The 23,542-nt window shown below is 62.5% G+C and carries 23 protein-coding genes, 1 tRNA gene and 1 pseudogene; 7 read left to right on the top strand and 18 right to left on the bottom strand.

What is annotated here, in order from left to right:
- Window positions 1-636, bottom strand: a complete 636-nt coding sequence (locus tag QZ266_RS00555) for a phosphoribosylanthranilate isomerase (RefSeq protein WP_295690623.1) — start codon at window positions 634-636, stop codon at window positions 1-3.
- A gap of 140 nt (window positions 637-776) precedes the next feature.
- On the bottom strand, window positions 777-1,727 hold the full coding sequence (locus QZ266_RS00560) for a LysR substrate-binding domain-containing protein (protein ID WP_295690625.1): 951 nt from the start codon (window positions 1,725-1,727) through the stop codon (window positions 777-779).
- 91 nt (window positions 1,728-1,818) lie between these two features.
- Here QZ266_RS00560 and QZ266_RS00565 point away from each other — a divergent pair, with 91 nt between their 5' ends.
- On the top strand, window positions 1,819-1,971 hold the full coding sequence (locus tag QZ266_RS00565) for a hypothetical protein (protein ID WP_295690627.1): 153 nt from the start codon (window positions 1,819-1,821) through the stop codon (window positions 1,969-1,971).
- 16 nt (window positions 1,972-1,987) lie between these two features.
- Here the strand turns inward: QZ266_RS00565 and QZ266_RS00570 are convergent, their stop codons facing one another.
- The 5 genes from QZ266_RS00570 to aroA all read right to left on the bottom strand — a co-directional run bounded on the left by QZ266_RS00570 (window position 1,988) and on the right by aroA (window position 7,042).
- Entirely contained in the window at window positions 1,988-2,689 is a 702-nt protein-coding gene (locus tag QZ266_RS00570; protein WP_295690630.1) for a putative metalloprotease CJM1_0395 family protein, read from the bottom strand.
- Between the two features lie 89 nt (window positions 2,690-2,778).
- Window positions 2,779-3,084 (bottom strand): integration host factor subunit beta, encoded by a 306-nt coding sequence (locus QZ266_RS00575; RefSeq protein ID WP_295690633.1) that lies wholly within the window; start codon window positions 3,082-3,084, stop codon window positions 2,779-2,781.
- Between the two features lie 141 nt (window positions 3,085-3,225).
- On the bottom strand, window positions 3,226-4,971 hold the full coding sequence (rpsA, locus tag QZ266_RS00580) for a 30S ribosomal protein S1 (protein WP_295690674.1): 1,746 nt from the start codon (window positions 4,969-4,971) through the stop codon (window positions 3,226-3,228).
- A 137-nt stretch (window positions 4,972-5,108) separates the two neighbouring features.
- Complete coding sequence (gene cmk, locus QZ266_RS00585; protein ID WP_295690635.1) at window positions 5,109-5,735, bottom strand: (d)CMP kinase; 627 nt, start codon at window positions 5,733-5,735, stop codon at window positions 5,109-5,111.
- The gene (gene aroA / locus QZ266_RS00590; RefSeq protein ID WP_295690637.1) at window positions 5,732-7,042 is read right to left on the bottom strand and encodes a 3-phosphoshikimate 1-carboxyvinyltransferase; all 1,311 of its coding nucleotides are present in this window, start codon (window positions 7,040-7,042) and stop codon (window positions 5,732-5,734) included. The genes cmk and aroA overlap by 4 nt, the downstream gene beginning before the upstream one ends.
- 143 nt (window positions 7,043-7,185) lie before the next feature.
- Between aroA and QZ266_RS00595 the strand changes: the two genes are divergently transcribed.
- Window positions 7,186-7,632, top strand: a complete 447-nt coding sequence (locus QZ266_RS00595; protein ID WP_295690638.1) for a TIGR02300 family protein — start codon at window positions 7,186-7,188, stop codon at window positions 7,630-7,632.
- A 121-nt stretch (window positions 7,633-7,753) separates the two neighbouring features.
- Window positions 7,754-7,829, top strand: a tRNA-Ala gene (locus QZ266_RS00600).
- A 36-nt stretch (window positions 7,830-7,865) separates the two neighbouring features.
- Here the strand turns inward: QZ266_RS00600 and QZ266_RS00605 are convergent.
- The 11 genes from QZ266_RS00605 to QZ266_RS00655 form a co-directional block, all read right to left on the bottom strand.
- Entirely contained in the window at window positions 7,866-9,107 is a 1,242-nt protein-coding gene (locus QZ266_RS00605) for a tetratricopeptide repeat protein (RefSeq protein WP_295690639.1), read from the bottom strand.
- A gap of 61 nt (window positions 9,108-9,168) precedes the next feature.
- On the bottom strand, window positions 9,169-10,062 hold the full coding sequence (locus QZ266_RS00610; protein WP_295690641.1) for a hypothetical protein: 894 nt from the start codon (window positions 10,060-10,062) through the stop codon (window positions 9,169-9,171).
- Window positions 10,063-10,173: 111 nt separating this feature from the next.
- The gene (ptsN, locus tag QZ266_RS00615) at window positions 10,174-10,638 is read right to left on the bottom strand and encodes a PTS IIA-like nitrogen regulatory protein PtsN (RefSeq protein ID WP_295690642.1); all 465 of its coding nucleotides are present in this window, start codon (window positions 10,636-10,638) and stop codon (window positions 10,174-10,176) included.
- A gap of 17 nt (window positions 10,639-10,655) precedes the next feature.
- A complete protein-coding gene (gene raiA, locus QZ266_RS00620; protein ID WP_295690643.1) occupies window positions 10,656-11,306 on the bottom strand; it encodes a ribosome-associated translation inhibitor RaiA in 651 nt (216 codons plus the stop codon).
- Between the two features lie 160 nt (window positions 11,307-11,466).
- A complete protein-coding gene (gene rpoN / locus QZ266_RS00625; protein ID WP_295690644.1) occupies window positions 11,467-12,984 on the bottom strand; it encodes an RNA polymerase factor sigma-54 in 1,518 nt (505 codons plus the stop codon).
- 37 nt (window positions 12,985-13,021) lie between these two features.
- Complete coding sequence (lptB, locus tag QZ266_RS00630) at window positions 13,022-13,783, bottom strand: LPS export ABC transporter ATP-binding protein (protein ID WP_295690647.1); 762 nt, start codon at window positions 13,781-13,783, stop codon at window positions 13,022-13,024.
- Between the two features lie 33 nt (window positions 13,784-13,816).
- The gene (locus QZ266_RS00635; RefSeq protein WP_295690650.1) at window positions 13,817-14,353 is read right to left on the bottom strand and encodes an LptA/OstA family protein; all 537 of its coding nucleotides are present in this window, start codon (window positions 14,351-14,353) and stop codon (window positions 13,817-13,819) included.
- The gene (gene lptC, locus QZ266_RS00640) at window positions 14,350-15,063 is read right to left on the bottom strand and encodes an LPS export ABC transporter periplasmic protein LptC (RefSeq protein WP_295690653.1); all 714 of its coding nucleotides are present in this window, start codon (window positions 15,061-15,063) and stop codon (window positions 14,350-14,352) included. The genes QZ266_RS00635 and lptC overlap by 4 nt, the downstream gene beginning before the upstream one ends.
- Before the next feature lie 87 nt (window positions 15,064-15,150).
- Window positions 15,151-15,765, bottom strand: a complete 615-nt coding sequence (locus QZ266_RS00645) for a ribonuclease D (protein WP_295690655.1) — start codon at window positions 15,763-15,765, stop codon at window positions 15,151-15,153.
- A 26-nt stretch (window positions 15,766-15,791) separates the two neighbouring features.
- Entirely contained in the window at window positions 15,792-17,051 is a 1,260-nt protein-coding gene (locus QZ266_RS00650) for a hypothetical protein (RefSeq protein ID WP_295690656.1), read from the bottom strand.
- A 12-nt stretch (window positions 17,052-17,063) separates the two neighbouring features.
- On the bottom strand, window positions 17,064-18,584 hold the full coding sequence (locus tag QZ266_RS00655) for an MBOAT family O-acyltransferase (RefSeq protein ID WP_295690658.1): 1,521 nt from the start codon (window positions 18,582-18,584) through the stop codon (window positions 17,064-17,066).
- A gap of 287 nt (window positions 18,585-18,871) precedes the next feature.
- Here QZ266_RS00655 and QZ266_RS00660 point away from each other — a divergent pair, with 287 nt between their 5' ends.
- The 4 genes and pseudogenes from QZ266_RS00660 to QZ266_RS00675 form a co-directional block, all read left to right on the top strand.
- A complete protein-coding gene (locus QZ266_RS00660) occupies window positions 18,872-19,306 on the top strand; it encodes a hypothetical protein (protein WP_295690661.1) in 435 nt (144 codons plus the stop codon).
- A 398-nt stretch (window positions 19,307-19,704) separates the two neighbouring features.
- Window positions 19,705-21,723 (top strand): class I SAM-dependent DNA methyltransferase, encoded by a 2,019-nt coding sequence (locus QZ266_RS00665; protein WP_295690664.1) that lies wholly within the window; start codon window positions 19,705-19,707, stop codon window positions 21,721-21,723.
- Entirely contained in the window at window positions 21,720-22,997 is a 1,278-nt protein-coding gene (locus tag QZ266_RS00670) for a hypothetical protein (protein ID WP_295690666.1), read from the top strand. Before QZ266_RS00665 ends, QZ266_RS00670 begins: the two co-directional genes overlap by 4 nt.
- Window positions 22,994-23,542 (top strand): annotated as a pseudogene (locus QZ266_RS00675) (CBS domain-containing protein); the annotation flags it as partial. The gene QZ266_RS00670 and the pseudogene QZ266_RS00675, both read left to right, overlap by 4 nt.

Genomic DNA, 23,542 nt, shown 5'->3' on the forward strand with positions numbered 1-23,542 from the left:
TCAGCAGGCTGCGAGAGCAGCTGCGAAGCCGGCAAGGCGACCCGCATCCTTGATGCCGGGTGCGCTTTCGATACCGGAAGACACATCCACCGCCTTGGCTCCGGCAGCCGTGACAGCGGCGCAGACATTGGTGTCATCAAGCCCGCCGGACAAGAGCCAGGGCACGGAAATCTGCAGAGATTTCAGCAAAGAATAGTCATAGCCATGACCCAGCCCGCCGGGTCGATCGGCGCCGGCCGGCGGTTTGGCGTCAAAAAGCAGCATGTCGGCGATGCGATCATAGGGCCTGGCGGCGGCAAGATCGCTGGCCTCAGCTACCGGCAAGGCCTTGATAATGCCCCGTTTTGCATAGGCCCGGGCCTGCACGACACGTTGTGGGCTCTCGGACCCGTGCAGCTGGATCCAGTCCGGTCGCATGGCGTCACGGATCTGCGCCAGCAAGTCATCATCCGGATTGACGGTTACGGCCACGGTCTCGCTCGATCGGGTCAGGTGACACAACTCGCCGGCCAGCGTCGGCGAGACATGGCGCGGGCTTTTGGGAAAAATCACATACCCCGTCCAGCGCGCGCCGGCCGTCTCGGCCGCCGCAATATCCCGTCCGGTCTTCAATCCGCAGAATTTGATGTCGGTCATGGGCTGAGCGTTAGCGGTTTCAGCGCAGTGGGGGAAGTCTTTGATGAAGGAAGGTGCTGCAGCCTGAAATGGCCGTCCTCATGTCAATTTTCGAGCGCTACGCGCGATCATCAGGACGTGGTCGGCAGTCTCCACGAATATTAGCCCTTGCTCACCGCAGTCCCCGCCTCAGGGAAAGCCGGCTCCTGCCGATTGAGGCAAAACGCCATGGGCTGGAACAGCATCCAGGCGATGAAGGCCTTGATCTTGGGCTCATTCGCGCGGGTCGGGTCGAACACCATGTAGTGGCCGTCGCCATGATCGAGCTCCGTCACGAAGGGCTCGATAAGGGCGCCCGAGGCGATCTGTTCGGCGAAATAGATCGGCGTGACCATGACCGCGGCGTCGCCTGAGGCGATGGCGGCGGAGACCTCCATGGTCTGGGTCTCGAGTTCGAGCGCGGGGCGGTCGGGCAGACGGGACGGATCGCCACCGGCCTGTTCAATCCAGTCGCGCCACCAGCTGATTGGCCCAAAGAGGCGCAGCCTGAGCAAGTCGTTCGGGGTGTTGAACGGGCCAAAGCGCTCCGCCGCTGCGCGCGAGACCAGCGGCGCCGTCGTGTCACCGAACAGGCGTCGCGCTTCCAGCCCTGGCCACTGACCCTTGCCGATCCGGATGCCGATATCGGCCTCGCCGGCCTTGATGTCGACCATGTCGGCACGACTGTCGATGCGCACGGCGAGGCCGGGATTATCCAGCTGGAAAGCGCCGAGCCGCGGGACCAGCCAGTTCGAACAGAAGGTCGGCAGGGCCGTCAGCGAAAGCACGCTTTCACGATCCTCGCGGACATCGCGGAAGGTGCGTTCCAGCAGGCGGAAGGCCTCGGACGTGCCGCTAGCGAGGCGTTCGCCGCGCGCGGTCAGCTCGACATGGCGTGCCTTGCGCTCGAACAGGGAAAATCCGAGCCGGTCTTCGAGCAGTTTGATCTGATAGCTCACCGCCGCCTGGGTCATGCCGAGGGCTTCACCGGTGCGGGTGAAATTGCCCAGACGGGCCGCGGTTTCGAAGACGCGGATGGCGTTGACCGGTGGAAGCTGGGGCGCTCTATCCATTAATACCACTTATGGCAGACCCTTGAGAACAGCTTGGTCAGTGCCACGTTGGCTGACCTATATCAAGTCATCGCTTGAACAGGAGGCGGCCATGACATTGGTTGAATTGATGATTGAAACCACCGAGCCACAGCGCGTGAGCGCGACCATTCCGCGGCATTCAGGGCGCCATGACTGGTTGGGCTGGATGGTCCGGCGCTTTAACTGGCTGGACGGTCATGCGGACTGGAACCGCAAGGTCTGAAGGCTCAAGAGGCGGTTCAGGCCGCCGCGACGGGCAGGGCCGATGCCTGATGCCGATAGGCATTGGCCGCATAGGCGGTGAGGTCATTCGGCACCGTCGAGACCGATGCCGATGGTGTCGACGGGTCCGATGAGGTGTCGGCGTTTCGCATCTCCGCGATCTGCTGGTTCAGCGAAGGCTGCAGCTTCTCCCCAGGCGCTGCGGCCTCGCCCTCATCGCCGTCTTCGCCCTGCCGGCGATTGAGCTCGGCGCGCGCCTGGGCAATCTTGGCGTCCGCCAGGGCCGCGACTTTCCGGTCCTGACCCGAGGGCTCGGCAGGCGCCAGGGCGGCCGCCTTGACCTGTTGCATCTTCTCGATGGTGGCCTGCGGGTCGCCCTTTATCTCGCCTGCATCAATCGGGACTTCGCCGCCGACCGCGTAGGAGCGCCCGTCCGGGCCCTTCTGGAAGGTGTAGCTGGCGGCACCGGCATACTGGCCGCCGGCGGCCTGGTGCGCCCGTTCATGGGCGCGAACTTCGCGGTCGCGCGCCTTGAGCGCATCGACCTGCTTGCGTTCTTCGTCAGAAAGCTGTTCGGCGCCCTTGGCCTTCGACGCGCCCTCACAGCCGCCACACGCCGAACTCCCGCACGACCCGCAGCTGGCGAGCCGATTGGTCTGCTCGGTCGCAATCGGTCTGGCGACCCTGGCGATGGCCGGGGTCGAGACAGCGGAGGACACGGATGACGCAATCATTGCGGCGAGTGTCGCCGCAGCGCGTTAAGTCGACGTAAAGGGGTTCAATAAGAGGCGCGGGACCGCCTTGCAGCTCAGGCGATTTCCGGATTGGTCTCGCGCGAGGCATCGACGCGTTCGCGCAATTCCTTGCCGGTCTTGAAGAAGGGCACATGCTTCTCCTTCACGGCAACACTCTCGCCGGTGCGCGGATTGCGACCGACCCGGGAGGGCCGGTGGCGGACGGAGAAGGCACCAAAACCGCGGAGCTCGACACGGTCACCTTCGGCCAGGGCATCAGTGATCCCGTCAAGAATGGTATTCACGACGCGCTCGACATCCCGGTGATAGAGATGGGGATTGGCCTCGGCCAGTTTGTCGATCAATTCGGACTTGATCATGCTAACCCTCCGCGTGTGAATGCCTAATCCTTACGTCTGGCGCCCGCCGCGTCAATCCACACACGCAAAATTGGTCAAAAAAAAACGGCCGGAGCATGAGCCCCGGCCGTTCTTCATGTCCCTTGCGGGAAAGACGCTGGATCAGTCGTCCTTGTTTTCGGTGTTCTCGCGCATTGCGGCGCCGAGGATGTCACCCAGCGAAGCGCCGGCATCCGAGGAACCATACTGCTCGACCGCTTCACGCTCTTCGGAGATCTCGAGCGCCTTGATGGAGAGCGAGATGCGACGCGTGGCCTTGTCGATATTGGTGATGCGGGCATCAACCTTGTCACCGACGGCAAAGCGTTCCGGACGCTGCTCGCCGCGATCGCGGGAGAGGTCGGACTTGCGGATGAAGGCCTTGACCGGGCTGTCATCGCCGAAGGCGACTTCGATACCACCCGAGGTCACTTCGGTGACGGTGCAGGTGACAGTGTCGCCACGGCCGACGCCGGAGCTATCCATCGGGTCACCGGCCAGCTGCTTGATGCCGAGGGAAACGCGTTCCTTCTCGACGTCCACATCGAGGACTTTCGCGTCGACCATGTCGCCCTTCTTGAAGGCTTCGATGGCCTGCTCGCCCGACTGATCCCAGGAGATGTCGGAGAGGTGGACCATGCCGTCGATGTCGCCGTCGAGGCCAACGAACAGACCGAATTCGGTGATGTTCTTGATCTCGCCCTTGATGGCGGTACCGGACGGATAGTTCTCGGCGAACACTTCCCACGGATTGCGCTGGGTCTGCTTGACGCCCAGGGAGATGCGGCGCTTGTCGGCGTCGACATCGAGGACCATGACCTGGACTTCCTGGGAGGTCGACAGGATCTTGCCCGGGTGGACGTTCTTCTTGGTCCAGGACATTTCGGAAACGTGGACGAGGCCTTCAACGCCCTCTTCCAGTTCAACGAAAGCACCGTATTCCGCGATATTGGTGACGCGACCTTCGAAGGTGGCACCCACCGGGTATTTCGCGGCAACGCCTTCCCACGGATCGGACATGAGTTGCTTCATGCCGAGCGAGATGCGCTGGGTTTCCTTGTTGATCTTGATGATCTGGACTTTGACCGTCTGGCCGACTTCCACCACTTCAGACGGGTGGCCGACACGGCTCCACGACATGTCAGTGACGTGCAGCAGGCCGTCAATGCCGCCGAGGTCAACGAATGCACCGTAATCGGTGATGTTCTTGACGACGCCGTCACGGGCTTCGCCCTCGGCCAGCTGGCCGACGAGTTCAGCGCGCTGCTCGGCACGGCTTTCTTCCAGAACGGCGCGGCGCGAGACCACGATATTGCCGCGCGGACGGTCCATTTTCAGGATCGCGAACGGCTGTTCCTGGTTCATCAGCGGGCCGACATCGCGGACCGGACGGATATCAACCTGGGAGCCCGGCAGGAAGGCGGAAGCGCCACCCAGATCCACAGTGAAGCCACCCTTGACGCGGCCAACGATAGCGCCGTTGACCGGCTCTTTCTTGTCGAAGGACTTCTCGAGGCGGTCCCAGCTCTCTTCGCGGCGAGCCTTGTCGCGCGAGAGGATGGCGTCGCCGAGGGCGTTTTCGATACGCTCGAGATAAACTTCGACATCGTCGCCGACTTTCGGGGCGTCAGAGCCCGGGCCGGTGAATTCGCGAAGCGGGATGCGACCTTCGGTCTTGAGGCCAACATCGACAACGACATCGCCATTTTCGACAGCGGTAACGGTGCCTTTGATGACCTGGCCTTCAGCCAGATCGCGTCCGGCCAGGCTGGCTTCCAGCATGGCGGCGAAATCATCAGTCGACGGGGTAAGAGTTTCTGTAGACATGTTAAAGGGTTGCTCCGAGGCAGCGAGATCCGGATTTTCTATGCGTCTCGCCGCTTGGCCGGGTTCGGCCGGTTGGAATTAAAACAATGTGGGCGGCCGAAACGGGTCCGCGACGCAATTCGGTCACGGCAATCCGTCGTCTGAACGCCCGGCTATCTGCCACCTTGCTGTCGACAGGATCACGCCTTTTGGCGTTTTTCCACAATCGCGACAGCGTCGGTAACGGCCGCGTCTATACTCAAGGATGACGTGTCTAGCAAGGTCGCGTCTTCGGCCGGACGCATGGGCGCGTCGGCACGTTCGGCATCGCGGAGGTCTCGTTCCCGGGTCTGGGCGAGCATATCCTCATAGGTGATCGTTTCGCCGCGTGCCGCCAATTCCGACCAGCGCCGCCGCGCACGGGTTTCGGTGGCGGCGGTGATGTAGAGCTTCACATCCGCATCGGGACAGATGACCGTGCCGATATCGCGGCCGTCGAGGATGGCGCCCCCCGGCTGGGTCGCGAAGTCGCGCTGAAGCTCGTAGAGCGCCTTTCGAACGGCTGGCAGGGCCGCAACGCGCGAGGCCATGGCGCCGGCCTCTGCAGTGCGGATACGGGTCTCGTCTATTCCGGTCAGGTCCAGCGTCCGCGCCGCGCGGGCGCAGGCGGCTGCGTCGGTCGGGTCGATGCCGGCATCGAGAACCGCGACGCCCGTGGCCCGGTAGAGAGAGCCGGTATCGAGATAGGGCAGGTCGAAATGCGCCGCCAGGGCCCGGGCAATCGTACCCTTGCCGGACGCCAGGGGGCCGTCGACCGCGATGATCATGGCAGCGGCTCCAATACCCCGCCGAGGGCGGCGATGTCGTCGAAGAAGTCCGGATAGGACGTGGCGATCATGGCGATGTCATCCACCCGCGCGGCCGAGACGGCGCCAAGCCCGATGACGAGGCCGCTCATGGCAAGCCGGTGATCATGATGGGTCAGGGTCTCGCCGCCACCGGGGACGCCGCCAACACCCATTCCTGTGACGACAAGACTGTCCACGCCCTCCTCGACCGGGACGCCATTGGCGCGCAGCAGGGCGGCGCTGCCGGCCAGCCGGTCGCTTTCCTTGGCCCGCAATTCCTCCAGGCCCGGCATGTGGGTGACACCTTCGGCATAGGCCGCGGCAACGCACAGAACCGGGTATTCATCGATCATGGACGGCGCGCGTTCGGCCGGGACGGTGATGCCGCGCAGCTGCGTGTGGCGCACGCGGATATGCATCGTCTTCTCGCCAGCCATTTCCGGGCCCGGTGTCAGGGTGATATCGGCCCCCATTTCCCGGAGCGTGTCGATCAGCCCGGTACGGGCCGGATTGTCCATGACGCCGGTGAGGGTGATGTCCGATCCGGGGACGATCAGCGCCGCGACCATGGCGAAGGCCGAGGAGGAGGGATCGCCCGGAACGTCAACCGGGCAGGCGGTCAGGGTCTGCGGGCCGGCAAGGGTTATGGTCGCCGACGGGCCATCGCGTTTGACCGACAGGGACACACCGAAGGCTTTCAGCATGGTCTCGGTATGATCGCGGGTGATCTGGGGCTCGTGCACAACCGTGGTGCCGTTGGCGCCAAGCGCGGCGAGCAGGACTGCCGACTTCACCTGGGCCGAGGCGATCGGTGGCGTGTATGCAATGCCGGTGAGGGGTCCCGCTTCCAGATGCGCGGGCAGGCGGCCATCCGTGGTCGTGAAGCGCGCGCCCATTTCACCGAGCGGATCGGTGACCCGCCGCATCGGTCGCGAGGAGAGGCTTTCATCGCCGACAAAATCCGCACTGGCGCCGGTGCCCGCCACGGCGCCCATCATCAGACGCACTCCGGTTCCGGCATTGCCGAAGTCGAGCGGCGCCTCCGGATTGGAGAATCGGCCACCGGTTCCGGTGATCCGCCACTGCCCCGGTCCGAGATGTTCGACCGTCGCGCCAAGGGCAGCTGCAGCTTTCCCGGAATTTATGACATCGTCACTTTCCAGCAGGCCGCTGACCTCGGTCACGCCGTTCGCGAGCCCACCGAGAATGAAGGCGCGATGGGAAATCGACTTGTCTCCCGGGGCCTTGATGGAACCGGACAGGGCGGATGCGGGCAGAGCTCGCATGGCGCCTTCACGGCGCATCAAGGATGGGGTCATCAACGGATTGGCAAGGTTTGAGGTGACATACGGCGATGAGGTTTTGACAGAGCGCGGTGATCGTGGCAACGGGTCCCGCCGAAAATGAAAACTGGTTATGTAGGGATGCCATGGCCAAGCCTGAATTGGGAAGCAAGCGCGCGTGCCCCAGCTGCAGCGCGAAATTCTACGATCTCGGTCGCCGTCCGGCCCGATGTCCGAAGTGTGAGACCGAGTTCGACCCGGAGCGCGAAGACCCGCGTCTGAAGGCCAAACTCGAGGCTGACGACGAGGAAGAGGCGCCGAAGAAGCCGGCCTCGACCGAAGAGGATGACGGCTATGGCGACGAGACGGATGATACGCCGGAAGTCGACTCGGAAGCGGCCTTGTCCAGCTCGGATGATGACGATGATGATGACGACGCATCAGGCCTGAGCGACGACCTGCCGGACGGGTTCAGCGAAGATCGCGTTGATGATGACGATGATGATGATGACGATGAAACGGGCGTCCTGATCGATGATGAGGATGATGACGATCTCGGCGACTTCAACATCGAGAAAGACGAGGATCTCTAGGCCTTCGCAGAGGCGCTGCATTTGCCGCGCAAAAGAGGCTTGATCCCGGTGAAAACCGGGACTAGGTTCCGCGCCTCTCGCCGAGGGCATGTTCCCAAACGCCCACGGTGACCCGAGTTTCGGGGCCATAGCTCAGTTGGGAGAGCGCTTGCATGGCATGCAAGAGGTCGTCGGTTCGATTCCGTCTGGCTCCACCAAGATCAAACCCCGCCGGGTCCCGGCGGGGTTTTTTCTTATTCGGTGCGTGCGGCAGTCTGACCGGGATCGCTCATGAAGACCGGGGCTGCGGAGGTCTCTGTCTGGGCGCCATAGAGCGCGTCAGGACTCAGACCGGTTTCGCGCAGGAATCCGGCCCGGGCACCGGAAACCTGATCATGCCATGAGGGTTCATCCGGGATGTGCGGGCGCAATTGGTCAAGCAGCTGGATGGCCAGCTCATCGCCGGACTCCGCTGCCAACTGTGCCAGCGCGACGCCATAGGGCGGATCGGCCGGGCCACCTTCGCCATGGATCAGCATGAAGCCGAGGCCTCGAAGCGCATGCGCGTTTCCGCGGCGGGCGACTTCGGTATAGAGCGCACGGGCGCGTTCGGCATCAACCGGCGTGCCCTGTCCGACAGCGTGCATGACCGCCAGCGAGATCACGCCGTCATCCAATCCGGCGATCGCTGCGAGATTGATCCAGCGAAAGGCCTCCTGCGCGTCCTGCGGCGTGCCGTCGCCATTGAGGTGCATCATGCCGGCAATCCACGCCGGTCGTCCCTGGCCCGACAGCGCCGCGCGCTGGTAGTGGTCGAGTATGGCGGCACGATCCTGGAGCCCGGCCGGCGTGTCGCTCAACCAGTCCGCCATCGCCCAGTTGAACCAGCCATTGTCCGGATCGGCGGCGAGGCCGGTTTCGAGGCGCGCCCGCGTGGTTTCAGGGTCGGGCGGTGTGTCCAGATCGGGCCGGTGCATATCGGCCCAGCCTCGATAGCCGGTCAGGATGGCGCCAAACCCGTCCGGCAGGTCCGGTTGGACCACCAGGTCTTCGAGTGTTGAGCGGCCCTCGCTCACACGGGCAGGATCAAGGCTCCACAGATCGCGGAGCGCCATGTTCAGTCGGGCATCGACACTGCCTGTTTGCGCCGCCAGCCGGAACAGCGCGTAAGCGGCTTCAGGATTGGCTGGCTGGGCCAAACCATCCTCGGTCATGACCGCAAGCAGGTTCAGGGCGGGCCCGTATCCGGTATCGGCAAGTACCGCCGTGCGCCCGCGGATTCGGGCCGCCGCCTCCGGGGCGACCGGATCCTGCTCCAACAGCGCCTGATAGTCGCTGATAATGGCGCTGTAAGCGTCTTCGGCGTTTGGCGCTTCTGCCGGTGCTACGGCCTGCGCAGCGTCCTGTGTGCCCTGTGCGCCGGCCACGGGGGGCAGAAGGCAGGTCAGGATTGCGAGACCGGCACTCGCGGTGGCGGTGCGGACGGGGTGGAACATGCTATCTCCCGGCTGTGATTTGCCTGACTATCACCACAGCGTGCGAGAGCGTCAATCCGGCCTAGTCGGGCAAGGCGGTCCAGCCCAGCCGGCGTTCCCACGCGGCACGGCGGCCCTCGGCATCAGCCCGACCGTCCGCGTCAAGCGTTCTGCCAAGGGTCTCGGCGGCGTCGGCAGCATCGCTGTCGCCGAGGTCGGCCGCCACTGTGTAGAGAAAATAGGCCTGGACCGGGTCGGGGATGCCCCACCCGTCGTCAAGCCAGGTCTCGGCCAGGGCAATCAGGGCGAGACTGTCGGACGCGTCCGCCCCGGCGTTCCAGGCGCGTCGTGCCCCGGCCTGGTCAATCGGGCCGGCATAGCCTTCGGCGGCGCCGATCCCGAGGATATAGTGCGCGCGTGCAACGTCCGGGTCGCGGTCCAGAGCGTCGCGAGCCAGCGTGACCGCACGGGCGAATTCGGTTTCCGTAGAACCCTCAAACATCAGGCTCTCCGCCAGGGTGAGGCTGGCGACCGGGCCGATATCGACATCGCCCAGAAGGTTTTCGAGGATCTCGATCGCGGCGGCGCGTTCATCCGGGAAGTCATAGAGAAGCAGTTCGGCCAGTTCGTGCCCGGCAATGGCATCCTGTGCCGACCAGGCCAGCTCGAGGAAAGCGCGGGCCCGGTCGATGTCAGGGTCGACGCCGAAGCCGTCGCGATAGATCACGCCCAGAATGGCATTGGCGGGGGCGTAGCCCTCATTGGCGGCCTGTATGAGCCAGTACCGACCGGTGACGGTGTCCGGTTCGCCGCTTTCCGGGAAGGTGAGATCATAGCCATAATCAAACGCCGCTTCAGGATCGCCGCTCTCGGCGAGTTCCCGCAAGCTGGGGGGCGGTGTTTGGGATTGGCTCCAGGCCAGGCTGTCGGTGCCGGAAAAGGCAACCAGCCCAGCCAAAAGACAGACACGCAGCATGTCCGGACTCCTGACAATAAGGATCGTCAGAACATCACGGTCCGGCTGAACGCTGCATGAGCAAATTGTTCAGGCTGAAGGCGAGGATGTGACGGCCGGGGAGTGGTCCGGTCAGGCCGCGTCGGAGGCCGGCTCGCCGGCCAGGACAGCGTGGACGGCGTCGGAATTGGGGGCCGCGCGCAGTCTCTGGCGCACATCTTCGCGGCGCAGCAGGCGTGAAACCCGGGCCAGCGCCTTGAGGTGTTCGGCGCCGGCGTTTTCAGGTGCAAGCAACATGAAAACCAGATCGGCCGGGCGTCCGTCGATCGACTCGAAATCAACCGGCGTACGGAGTCGGGCGAAGACGCCAACCACCTCATCCATGCCGCTCAGGCGAGCATGGGGGATGGCGACGCCCTGTCCGACTCCGGTCGAGCCGAGGCGTTCCCGCTGGAGGACGGCATCGTATATCGTGCGGGCGGCTTGCCCGGTCAGATCGGCGGCCAGTTCAGACATGGCCTGGAGGGCCTGTTTCCGGCTGGACGCGCCCAAATCGATGCTGACTCCCGCATTGGGGATCAAGTCTGATAACGCCATTTTACGACTGCTCGCTTCTAGGCTGGCTCTGAGCGATCTTCCCGCGCCGGGTTGAGCCATCCGATATGGCCGTCCGGTCGCCGGTAGACGATGTTGAGACCGCCATGGGCTGCATTGCGAAACATCAGGAAGGGCGAATCCGCCGCATCCAGTTCCAGCGAGGCCATGCCCACGGTCAGGGTCCGGACTTCTCCGGCCTGCTCCGCGATGACGATCGGTTCAGGCGCACCATTGAGCGGTGCACCACTGGTGTCGTCCTCATCAAGGTCATCATCATCAGCATGGCTGTCGCGCATGCCCTTGAGAACGACAATGGGAAGACTTTCGGCCGGAAGCTCGGCCTTGTTGTCGTGATGGTGGTTCTTCAGTTTCCGCTTGTAGCGGCGGAGGCGCTTCTCCAGGCGCTCCATGGTTTCTTCCGCTGCCTTGTAGGCGTCACCGGCTTGGCCGTGAGCCTGCAGCATCACTCCCGATGGCAAATGCACCGAACAGTCCACGCGAAAGCCGATGCCCTCGCGTGATATCGATACATAAGCTTCACCGGGACGGTTGAAGTATTTGGCTACGCCGTCTTGCACGCGCCCGAGGATCTGTTCTCGCAGCGCGCCGCTGACGTCGATGCCTTTGCTGACCACTTGTATATGCATGCGCTCCTTCCCGCCGGCCATTCACCGGCACGTGAGGCGTTGACGTGCAGTTCCGCCTCTTCTCGGAAAGCGGGCGGAACCTAGTCGCGGGCCGCAGGGGGAGTCAATGACTGTTCTCCAGATGCCAACGGACCGCGTATTCGGCGGAGGGTTTCCACCGGGGCGCTCCAACAAGCGATCCCTAGCCAGCACGTTTCAGCATACGACGGCGCTGGACCGAGGAGGGGATGTTGAGCGCCTCCCGGTATTTGGCCACAGTCCGGCGGGCTATTTCAATCCCTTCATCACGCAATTGTTCGACGAGACTGTCATCCGACAGCACATCGCTTGCGGATTCCTGACCGATCATCGTCTTGATCCGGTGCCGGACAGCCTCGGCGGAGTGGGCTTCCCCGCCGCCGGCGGACGGAATGGCCGAGGTGAAGAAATATTTCAGTTCGAACATGCCGCGCGGTGTGGCGACATACTTGTTCGAGGTCACCCGGCTCACGGTGGACTCGTGCATGCCGATCGCGTCGGCGACGGTTTTCAGGTTCAGCGGGCGCAAATAGGCGACGCCATGGGCCAGGAACATGTCCTGCTGGCGCACGATTTCGCTGGCGACCTTGAGAATGGTCCGGGCGCGCTGGTCGAGGCTTTTGACCAGCCAGGAGGCGTTCTGGGAGCATTCCGTGATGAAAGTCTTGTCGGTTTCGGATTTCGCAACCGCAGAGATTTCGTTGAAATAGCTGTTATTCACCAGCACGCGCGGCAGGGTTTCGGAATTCAGCTCGACCTGCCAGCTGCCGTCCGGCGATTGGCGAATGAAGACATCTGGGGAAACCGCACGGGTCGAATCACTGCCGAAGGCATGTCCGGGCTTGGGCGTCAGATTGCGGATTTCCGCGATCATTTCGTCGAGATCATCATTATCGACGCCGCACAGGGATTTCAGGGCCGGGTAATCATGCTTGGCCAGGCGCTCGAGATTGTCGATCAGAGCGGCCATGGCGGGATCGAGCCGGTTCTTGTCCTTGAGCTGCAGGGCCAGGCATTCCGGCAGGTCGCGCGCCATGACACCGGCCGGGTCAAAAGTCTGGGTCATCGACAGGACCGCTTCCACGCGAGCCCGTTCGACGCCCAATTGCTGCGCGATCTCGTCGAGATCCGAGCGCATATAGCCGTCATCATCGGCCAGATCGATCAAGTGAGCGCCGATCAGGCGGTCAACGGGATCGCCAGTGACCATGGAAAGCTGTTCGTGCAGATGTTCGGCCAGCGAGATGTCGCGGGACGAATTGGCGATGGCGTCGTAATCCTCACTGGCGGGACCACGCGCCCCAGTGCCGGACGAATAGGTCGAGCTCGAGCTCGCACCCATGGCGGCGCCGCCTTCCACACCCTCAACACCCGACAGGTCAGACTTGGAATCATCGCCGTGCATCATGTCGGCATCGGCGTCCATTGAATCATTGGCGTCGGCAGAGGGTGCGGCGAGTTCCAGCTCGCGCGGCTCGCCCTGACCCTCTTCGCGAAGTGATTCGGACGAATCACCCCTGTCGTCACGCTCGAGCAACGGGTTGCTTTCCAGCTCGCCTTCGACGAACTCGGCAAGCTCGATATTCGAGAGCTGCAACAGCTTGATGGCTTGTTGGAGCTGGGGCGTCATCACCAGGGATTGTCCCTGGCGCATATCCAGCTTCTGCATCAATCCGGCCATATGAACCTCTGTTTGGTACGTTTCCTGCAGAGGTTAATCAGCCAAAACTTTCCCCGAGATAAACGCGGCGCACGTCAGGGTCGGCCCGAATCTCTGCCGGCGAGCCTTCAAACAGAACCTCGCCCTCGTGAATGATCGTGGCTCTGTCAGTGATTTCAAGGGTTTCGCGGACATTATGGTCGGTAATCAGGATCCCGATCCCGCGTTCTTTCAGGAAGCGGATCAAGTCGCGAATATCTGTGATGGCCAGCGGATCAATGCCGGCAAACGGCTCGTCGAGCAGCATAAAAGAGGGCCGAGTCGCCAATGCCCGGGCGATTTCCATGCGCCGCCTCTCGCCGCCTGACAGCGATGGAGCCGGAGCCTTGCGCAGATGCGAAATCCGCAATTCCTCGAGCAGCTGGTCTACCAGGGCGTGACGCGCATCGCGGTCCTTCTCGACCACTTCCGCTACAGCCAGCACATTCTGCTCGACGGTCATGCCGTGGAAAATGGACTTTTCCTGCGGCAGGTAGCCGATGCCAAGTCGGGCGCGCTGATACATGGGCAGGCGGGTGATATCCTCGCCATCCAGCAGGATGCGGCCATAGTCAGCCTGGACCAGGCCGGTGATCATGTAGAAGCAGGTCGTCTTGCCGGCCCCGTTGGGTCCCAGCAGGCCGGCCACCTCGCCGCGCTGCAGCGACACGGATACGCCCTTCACGACCGGACGTTTGCGGTAGGCCTTGCCGATCTGTTCGACAACAAGGCCGCCCGCCGTTTCGGTCTCGGCGACAGGCGTGGGTTCGGATAGCGCCATGGAGGTCAGTGTCCTTGTGCCAGAGGCTGGAAATCAGCCCTCCGGAGCGTCTTCGCTTGTTTCCGTCTCATTCGCGTCGCGCGCCGGCTGGAGAACCATGCGGACGCGCTCGCCGGTTCCGGCTTCGCCGAAATTGGAATTGCCGGTGGTCAGGTCATTCACAAACCGGTTGGTGGTGATGACATTATCGCCCTGCGTGATGACGACTTCGCCTGTCAGAGTGATGACTTCCTCACTCATCTGGTAGACGCCACGATCGCCGCGCGCGCGCTGGGCGGGCGTGATGTAGAAGACATTATCGGTCGCCACGATGCGATCGATATCGCCCCAGCCACCGGCGGGCGCTTCGGTGTAATAAACATCCATACGGTCTGCCTGCAGGCTCGAATCGCCTTGCACGACGTGGACATTGCCCAGCCAGACGATATGGCGTTCGGCGTCCAGCACCTCGAAGGTATCCGCCTCGATATCCAGCGGCAGGCCGGAATTGCCGATCTGGGCCGCGGCGTTGCCGGTCGAGAGGGTTGCGCTCATCAGGCCGAGCAGGGCAATCGCAATAAGGCGCATCATTGGTTTCCTTCCTCGGACGGGGTCTCCGCCTGGGTAATGGTTCGGCTCTGGGTCAGCCTCGCCCGGACATTGCCGGTGAATACGATCCGGTTGCCGCCATCGGAGATTTCATAACTGTCAGCCCGGATTGTACCCATCGGGCCGGTTCCTTCCACCGCTTCTTCTCCGGTGACACGTTCTTCGCGCAGGAAAATGCGGGCGTGGTCGGACTGGAAGGCGTAACCGGCGCGGGTTCGGAAGTTGACGTCCGAATACAGGTCGAGAATTCGGTTGGGCAGATCATAGCGTCCCGATTCCGCCAGCACTTGCGAGACATCGGCCCCGGCATCGAGGAAATTATAGTCGAGCCGCGGACGCTCCAATTCGGTCACCCCGTCGGCCGCATCGCGGCGGCGGATCGCGACGTCGGCGGTGACGGCATAGGGGGTGAGATTTTCATCACGGCCGGTAAAGCGCGGATTGGTCATGCGGACATCCGTGCTGACGGCCTCGGCTTCGCGAGCCGCGCCGCCGCCTGATCCCAGGATGAGCTGGACAACCAGAATGCCGGCGATGCTCAGCGCCGCCGCCGTAAAGAAGAACCGCAAGCCGCGGACAAAAGTGGTGCGCCGACGAGCCACGCTCAAGGCAAGCGCGCGCCGCGGCTCCCAGCTGGCATGCGGGATCGATTGCGGGGCGTCATGGCCGAAAGAGGCGGTCAGGCTGGTCACGGGGCTACAAACATCCGATCAGGCCTTCCAGCAAGGCCTGCCCGCCAGAAAGACCAGTCTTTGCGGGCCTTTTCAAGGCGGCTGGACTCAGGAATGGGCAAAAATGTCGATTTCCGGCCAACCTTCGAGATCAAGCCGGGCACGCGTGGTCATGAAGTCGAAACAGGCCTTGGCCAGGTCCAGGCGGCCTTCGCGCTCGAGCATCATTGACAGGGCGTCGCGAAGCTTGTGCAGGTGAAGCACGTCCGAGGCGGCATAATCCAGCTGGGCCTGCGACAGCTCGACGGCGCCCCAGTCCGAGGATTGCTGCTGCTTGTTCATGTCGGCCCCGACGAGTTCACGGGTGACATCCTTCAGGCCGTGCCGGTCGGTATAGGTGCGGGCCAGCTTCGAGGCGATCTTGGTGCAGAAGATCGGCGCCATCGTCACGCCGAGATATTTTTCCACCATGGCGACGTCGAAACGGGCGAAATGCAGGATCTTCTCGACATTGGTGTCGGCCAGAACGCGCTTGAGATTGGGGCAGTCATAATCGGGCCGGACCATCTGCACGACATGCGCATCGCCATCGCCGGCCGATAGTTGCACGACGCACAGCATGTCGCGGGTCAGGGACAGGCCGAGGGTTTCGGTGTCGACGGCGACGAGCGGTCCCAGATCGACTTCGGCGGGCAGGTCGCCCTTGTGGTAGTGCACGGTCATGGCGTCATCCTTGTTTGTCCCAGCGTCTAGCGCCGCGCGGCGCGTGGCGCAATGCGCGCCAGCTTGTCGGAGACGCTGGTTTCATCGTCGCGATTGAGAAATTGCGGTGTCTCCACCTCGGCTGACGGGGCAGTGGCGATGACCGCGTCAAGCAGGGCCGAGACGGTCACGCCATCGGCGCCGGCCAGCCAGGCCGCGCGTCGTGTTTCCATGGCCGAAGCCGTTTCGGCCAGTGTTTCGGGGATCAGTCTGTCGCCGGTCACGCGCGGATCGGCGGGCGCTTCACCGCGCATGATGGCGAGCATGTCGGCACCGATATGAGGCAGATAGTGCGACGGTTCATAGAATGTCGGATGGGCTGCGGTGGCCTCGGCGGCGGGAGCATTCACCGCCGCAAAGGGCCGGAAGCCGGAGAAGTCGTACAATTGCGCCGCGCCGCCCGGCTGGCAGGCATGGGACGGCATGCGGTCGGCATGGCGGGCAAAGGTCTCGGTCAGGGCGACGCGGAAGGCGAGATAATCCTCGCCGCGTCCGGCCCGGAACATCGCTTCTTCGCGCCAGGCATGCAGGGGATGGATAAACCCGGTCACCTGTACGCCTTCGGCTGTCAGGCGGTCGAGTACGCGCTCGAACAGGGCAAGGCGTTCCGGGTCGAAGCGATAGCCCAGATAGTAGCGGTAGATTCCGCGCGCGCCGCTTTCGTAACGCGCCCGCTGGGCTCCGGCCGGATAGGTGTCGGCCCATGGAACGCGTGGCTCCGAACCGGTGAGATTATCGGCGAGGAGCTGGATGGAGGCGCCGAATGTACTGGGTGAAAGGGCGACCCGGGCACGGGCGAAATCGGCATTGCCATCGCGCAGGGCTGACAACCAATAGGTCGATTTGGCTTTGGAGTGGGTGCCGAATTCATCAAGGTCGAGCCCGATCACCACACAGCGGAGATCGCCGCTCTGGGCCGCGAGGGCCGCGGCCTGGGACAGTTCGAAGATATTGGTGCCGCGCATGCCGGCATTGATGAAACCGTCGGGCAGGTCGGCCGGATCGCGCGGGAAGCCGTCCACCGTGCGCGAGGAGCCCAGCAGGATGGCGCGGACCCCGCCGCGCGCCAGCTCGTCGCCGACATGCACCCGGCCGCCATCGTCATAAATTCGCGTATCGCGACTGGTCAGGCCGGGAATGTCGGGTGAGCCGGTGATGTTGAACGGGTCGATCAGCGCATTGAAGCCTGAAAACCCGGCCAGGGCCGCGAAGAGGGCGATCAGCAATGTCACGGCGTAGCGGGGCATCTCGGCGTGGTCCTAGAAGGTGTAATAGATGAATTCGGAGGTCTTCCAGGCATTCAGCACGGACAGGAAGAGCAGGAAGGCGGCGCCGATGGCGGCCAGACGTGTAAAGCGCCAGCGCAGGCCCGGCCTGGGCTTGATCTGGGCGTCCTTGAGCGTTTGTTCGTCAAGCACATCGGCGAAGAGTTCCGGCGTGTCCGGCAGCGACCAGACAAGGGTCAGGCCGAAAATGACCCAGGCGACGAGCTCGCCCGAAACGCCTTCCAGTCCGAGGCCCGAGAAACCGAACATGCCGGCGAGGATGCGGCCGGCGCCGGACCAGGTCTCGGCCCGGAAGAAGACCCAGGCAATCGTGGTGAAGGTAAAGGTCAGGCCGATGGCGATGATGCGACGATGGCCATCGAACCAGCCCCTGGGTCCCCACTTGTTCCAGTAATGGTTCACGGTCAGGCCAAGCCCGTGCAGTCCGCCCCAGATGACAAAGGTCCAGGCCGCTCCATGCCACAGGCCGCCGAGCAGCATGGTCGCCATCAGATTGATCGAGCGGCGGGTCTCACCGTGCCGGTTGCCGCCCAGCGGGATATAGAGATGGTCGCGCAGAAAATGGCTGAGCGTGATGTGCCAGCGGCGCCAGAACTCCACAACCGAGGCGGATTTGTAAGGGCCGTTGAAATTGACGGGCAGGCGGAAACCCAGGCACCGCGCCAGGCCGAGCGCCATGTCGGAATAGCCGGAGAAATCGAAGAATATCTGCAGCGCATAGGCGACAGCGCCAAACCAGGCAGCCACCAGGCCCGGCGTGTCGCCGCGTTCTGCCATGGCAAATAGCGAGGAGGCGTAGGGCTCGATGCTCTCGGCGATGAGCACTTTCTTGGCCAGGCCGATGGCGAAGAGGGACAGGCCGACACCCAGATTGTCCCAGAGATCATCCTTGCGGGTCGTGTCGTTGAACTGCGAGGCGATCTGGTGGTGCTGGATCAACGGCCCGGCGACGATGTGCGGAAAGAAGGACACGAAAAGCGCGTGGGCGAAGAAGCGGCCCGGCTCGGTCTTCCGGCGGGCGACATCAACCAGATAGGAAATCTGCTGGAAGGAGAAGAAGGAGATCGCCAGCGGCAGGCCCAGGCCCAGTTCGGGTATGTCCAGACCGGTCAGCGCATTGATATTGCTGGCCAGGAAGTCGGCATACTTGAAAAAGCCGAGCAGGGAGAGGTTGAAGATGATGCCGATGGCGAGCAGGGGCTGATTGCCCCAGCGTCGCATCAGGCGGGCCACAATGTGGTTGATGATCACCGAGCCCAGCAATAGCAGGACATGGCGGATGAACCAGAGCGAGCGGATCAGGCTCTCGACGGTCCAGCCATCGAGCTCGTGCCAGGGCGCCCGCGACACATCCCACCAGGCATAGAAGAAGAAACTCGCGGCAGCGAGCAGGGAGAGCGCCGTCCAATGCGAGATATAGCGCCGCGCCAGATAATAGGTGAGCAGCACGCCGGGCAGGAAAAGAAACAGGAATTCGAAGGAATTGAAGATCATTGCCGCGCCGCACCGGAATTTGGAGCGACGCTAGCCCTCCCCCGTCGAGGCGGCAAGGCAGGCCTGCACGCCGCCGGGTTATCCATCAAGCGCGTCAGTCCCTCGCGAGGGAGAATTGGCGCCCTCATCCCCTCCGTCGATTTCGCGATTGATGGCATGTCTGGCCGGGATTCGGGGGCGGGAGGGGTCTGCAATTTTCTATCCGTATACGGACTTTACTTTTTCCGGTGCAGCTGCGATATTCACGCGTCACACAATCTCGCGAATTCCCTGCAGGAGGGGGCCGGATGAAGGATCGAAACACAATGACCGCGCCTTGCCGAGCGATGTCGATCGCCGCCTGTTTTGTCTTGATGGCGCCGGTCTCGGCGCAGGCCCCCGATCGGGGAGAGGCCTTCCTGCTCGACATGACGGGCGCGCGCGCCTGGGACGTGTCCTGCCAGCTCAGCCAGGGGAATGGCGATAGCGTGGCCATGCGTGAGCTCGGTCGTGAGCCGCGCGACAATGGCCGTTTCTCGGTCCCTGATGTCGTGAGCGGCCTGTGCACTTATGCGGTGCCGGCGCGTGGAGAGCTGCTTTTGACGCTTCACATCGCGCATACCCGGCTCGAATGCCCTTTCACGGTGACCGAAGCCGGACTCTGCCAGGCCTATTTCCAGCCGGGCGAGACAGGCAGCTTCAATATCCAGCGCCACTCGATCCCGGTCACGACCGGCTCGTAAGCGCACGATGAGATAACCTGTACGAAGCATACAGGTTGAAAGACGCCCGGCTGTGGTCCCCCGCAGTCGGGCGTTTTCGTGCGCCCAAACGAAAACGGACCGCCAGGCGGTCCGTTCATTCATCGCATCATGTCTGAAGCAATGGTGCCAGGAGAGGCGTCGAAGTTAGTGTTTATAAAATTGTTTTTATTACCGTTTCTATCGTTACCAAGAAGATGTACCCGCAAATCTACCCGCAATTGAGATGGCTTGGATTAGTTGCCGGGATGGTCGGAAATGGCGAAGCGGTGACGCTGGGGCCGATAGCATGCATAGCCTTGTCGGGGGGCAGTGTCCATGTCTTGCCCAAAGCGAGCGCTTCGGCTTCACTCAACCTCAAGAGCATATGGGGCGGATATATGAGTGACACGTCATCGAACGTGCAGAGCCTGGCGAACTTCGCCTGGTCCATCGCGGAACTCCTGCGGGGGGATTTCAAGCAGTCCGAATACGGCAAGGTGGTGCTGCCCTTCGTGGTGATGCGCCGCCTGGATGCGATCCTGGAGCCGACCAAGGAGGCTGTCCTCTCGGCCCATGCGAACCTGCCGGAAGATATCGATGACGAGACCAAGCGGATGATCCTGCTCGGAGCCGTGGGCAGCGATATCAAGGTCTACAACACCTCGCGCTTCACCTTTGCCAAGCTCAAGCAACAGGACCCCGGCCAGCTCCATGCCAACCTGATCGACTATCTCCAGGGCTTCCCGTCCGATGTGCAGGATGTGTTCCTGGAGAAGTTCCTTTTCACGGACCAGCTCAAGCGTCTGAAGGATGCCGAACTGCTATGGAAGGTGTTCGAGCGCTTCACCGAGATCGACCTTCACCCGTCCAAGGTCTCCAACCTGGAGATGGGTTATCTCTTCGAGGAGTTGATCCGCCGCTTCTCGGAGATTTCCAACGAGACGGCGGGTGAACACTTCACCCCGCGCGAGGTGATCCGCCTAATCGTCGATCTTCTGGTCGAACCGGACAAGGACAAGCTCGCGGGCTTGGGTGTCATCCGTCAGGTCTATGACCCGGCTTGCGGCACGGGCGGCATGCTGGCCCTCACCGAGGAAGCCTTGAAGGAGATCAACGCGGACATGCGCGTGGAACTCTTCGGGCAGGAACTCAATGGCGAGTCCTTCGCCATCTGCCGGTCGGACATGCTGGTCACCGGCCATGACCCGGACCAGATCGCCTATGGCAATACACTCACCCAGGACGCTCATCCCACCCGCAAGTTCCACTACATGATCTCCAACCCGCCCTATGGGGTGGACTGGAAGAAGTACAAGGAACCCATCGAGGCCGAGGCCAAGGATATGGGCCATGATGGCCGCTTCGGCGCGGGAACGCCGCGTGTCTCCGATGGCCAGCTCCTCTTCCTCCAGCACATGATCTCCAAGATGCGCCAGGACGAGGCCGGCTCGCGGATCGGGATTGTCATGAATGGCTCGCCACTCTTCACAGGCGGGGCCGGGTCCGGCGAAAGTGAAATCCGGCGCTGGATGCTGGAGAATGACTGGGTCGAGGCGATCATCGCCCTGCCGACGGACCTTTTCTACAATACGGGCATCCAGACCTATGTCTGGCTCCTCTCCAACCGCAAGGCGCAAGCCCGTCGTGGCAAGGTCCAGCTCATCGACGCCTCCGGCGAGCGCTTCTGGAAATCCATGCGCAAATCGCTGGGGTCCAAGCGGCGCGAGATCACGGACGAGGCCCGCGAAGAAATTGTGCGTCAATACACTCGCTTCGAAACGGCTGACGAGAAGACCTCCAAGGTCTTCCCGAGAGAAGCCTTCGGCTATCGCGAGATCCGGGTGGAGCGTCCGTTGAAGCTCGCCTTCGAAGTGACGGACGAGGCCATCGAAGCACTCAAGGCCGAGAAGGCGATCCAGAAACTCAAGGACGCCGATGCCGAGGCTTTGTTCAAAGCCGTTTCCGGCCTGCCGAGGAATGCCCGCTTTGATGCTCGCGTGGACTTTGAAGCCCACCTCGACGAACACCTCAAAGCGCATGGTGTGAAGATCGGCGCTCCCGTCCGCAAAGCTGTGCTGGCCACCTTCGGCAAGCGCGACGAGACAGCCCATGTCTGCCGCGACAGGAAAGGCCAGCCGGAAGCCGACAGCGATCTCAGGGACACTGAACTCGTGCCTCTGGACGAGGCTTGGGAGACTTATGTCGAGCGCGAAGTGAAACCCTTCGTGCCGGATGCTTGGGTGGACGAAAGCCATACCGATGCCAGCGATGGCGAGGTCGGACGGGTCGGCTATGAGATCAACTTCAACCGGTATTTCTACGAGTATGTCCCGCCGAGACCGCTGGAAGAGATCGATGAGGAACTAAAAGCGCTGGAGGTGAAGATTGCCGGGCTCTTGAAGGAGGTCGCGGCGTGACCTTCCCGAAGTACACTGACTGCAAAAATAGCGGTGTAAGGTGGCTGGGAGAAATTCCGGGGCACTGGGGGGTAATTCAAAGCCGCAGATTGTTTCGCCAGTCGAAGGAACGTGCGCGTCCTGGGGACCAGCAGTTAACCGCGTCGCAGAAGTACGGTGTAATCAGCCAGGCTGAGTATATGGAGCGCGATGGACACAAAGTCGTCCAGGTGATGCTCGGTGAAGACATTCTGAAACATGTCGAGCGGGGTGATTTCGTAATCAGCATGCGCAGCTTCCAAGGCGGCTTGGAGCTAAGTGAGACCGCCGGGAAGATCAGCTCCGCGTATGTAATGGTGCGCCCTACCAGCGATGTCGTTCACCGATCTTTCAAGTATCTCTTCAAATCGCGATCATACATCCAAGCCCTCCAGAGTACGTCTAACCTTGTACGAGACGGCCAAGCGATGCGATTTGCCAACTTTGTTCAAGTTCCGCTACCTCGCGTCCCAGTTCAAGAGCAGAAAGCCATCGCGGACGTCCTCGACAAGGAGACCGCCCGGATCGACCAGCTGATCGAGAAGAAGCAGCGCCTGGTGAAGCTGTTGGGGGAGCGGGTGAAAGGCCTGGCGGATCAGGCCTTGAACCTGCCTCGCGAGGAATGGGAAAGGTTCGAGCATCTTACCAACCGAATATCCCGTTCCGTCGATCTAGCTCAACATGATGAGCTTGTTAGGCTAGGCCTCTACAATCGAGGCCGGGGACTGTTCCGCAAGCCTGCGGCTGACGAGGAAGGCATGGGAGCCTCCGACTTCTACTTCGTTGAAGACGGAGATCTAATCCTAAGCGGGCAGTTCGCGTGGGAGGGCGCTGTCGCACTCGCCTTTCCGGAGGAGAGAGGCTGCGTAGTATCGCATCGATATCCAGTCTACCGAGGACGCGAAGGTGTTCGCTCGGCATATCTGCTGGTCCTTCTCCGTAGCGACTATGGTGACTTCATTCTGAACCAGGCATCGCGCGGTTCTGCTGGACGAAACCGCCCACTTAACACTTGGCGCCTTGGGAAAGAGAAGCTTCCTGCTGCCCCTCTCGACCTGCAGGTCGCTTGTGAAGAAGCCATCCGGAGCGAGCGCTTGTTGAAGATGAAAATCGGAGCCTCCATCGACCGCCTCAGGGAATACCGCTCGGCCCTCATCACAGCCGCCGTCACAGGCCAGATCGACGTGACCCGCTGGGGCCAGACCGGCGAAGGCGACAAGCGCCTCGATCAAATCCAGGAGGAGATGGCAGGATGAGTGGTGTTGGAGAGAACTATACCTCAGTCCACATCCCTCCCGACGATAGGGGACTTGCTGGGCTGCAGCTCGTTCATGCGGGGCTGCCGGTTGAGACGATCATGACCCCGCGTCCATTCTTATCCTGCCGACTGGATGAGACCTGCCGGGAAGTAAAGGAGCGCAATGCGGAGCGCTACAGCTTCCTGCCGGTGATGAATGGCGAGCGGGTCCTGGGCTTGCTGGACGCCCGCCCTTTCTTCGACGTTGCGGCTCCTGACGCCACGGTGGAGGAGCATTACTACCCACTGAGCGAAGAGATGCTTATCGGTGCCGACGCCAGTATTTGGCAGTTTCTCCGGACAGCCGACCAGGTGGAGACGCGTCTGGTGGTGAAGGGACATTCTGTTGCCGGTCTTGTCACTCTTTCCGATCTGCACAAGCTGCCGGTGCGGACGGCATTGTTTGCCGCGCTGACCAATCTCGAAGTCTGCATGACCACCTTGATCGGCGAGAGTTTGGGCTACAATGCGGCCAGTTGGTTGCAGCATCTGACGCCGAAACGC

The sequence above is a fragment of the uncultured Maricaulis sp. genome (genome assembly GCF_905480005.1).
GTDB lineage: Bacteria > Pseudomonadota > Alphaproteobacteria > Caulobacterales > Maricaulaceae > Maricaulis.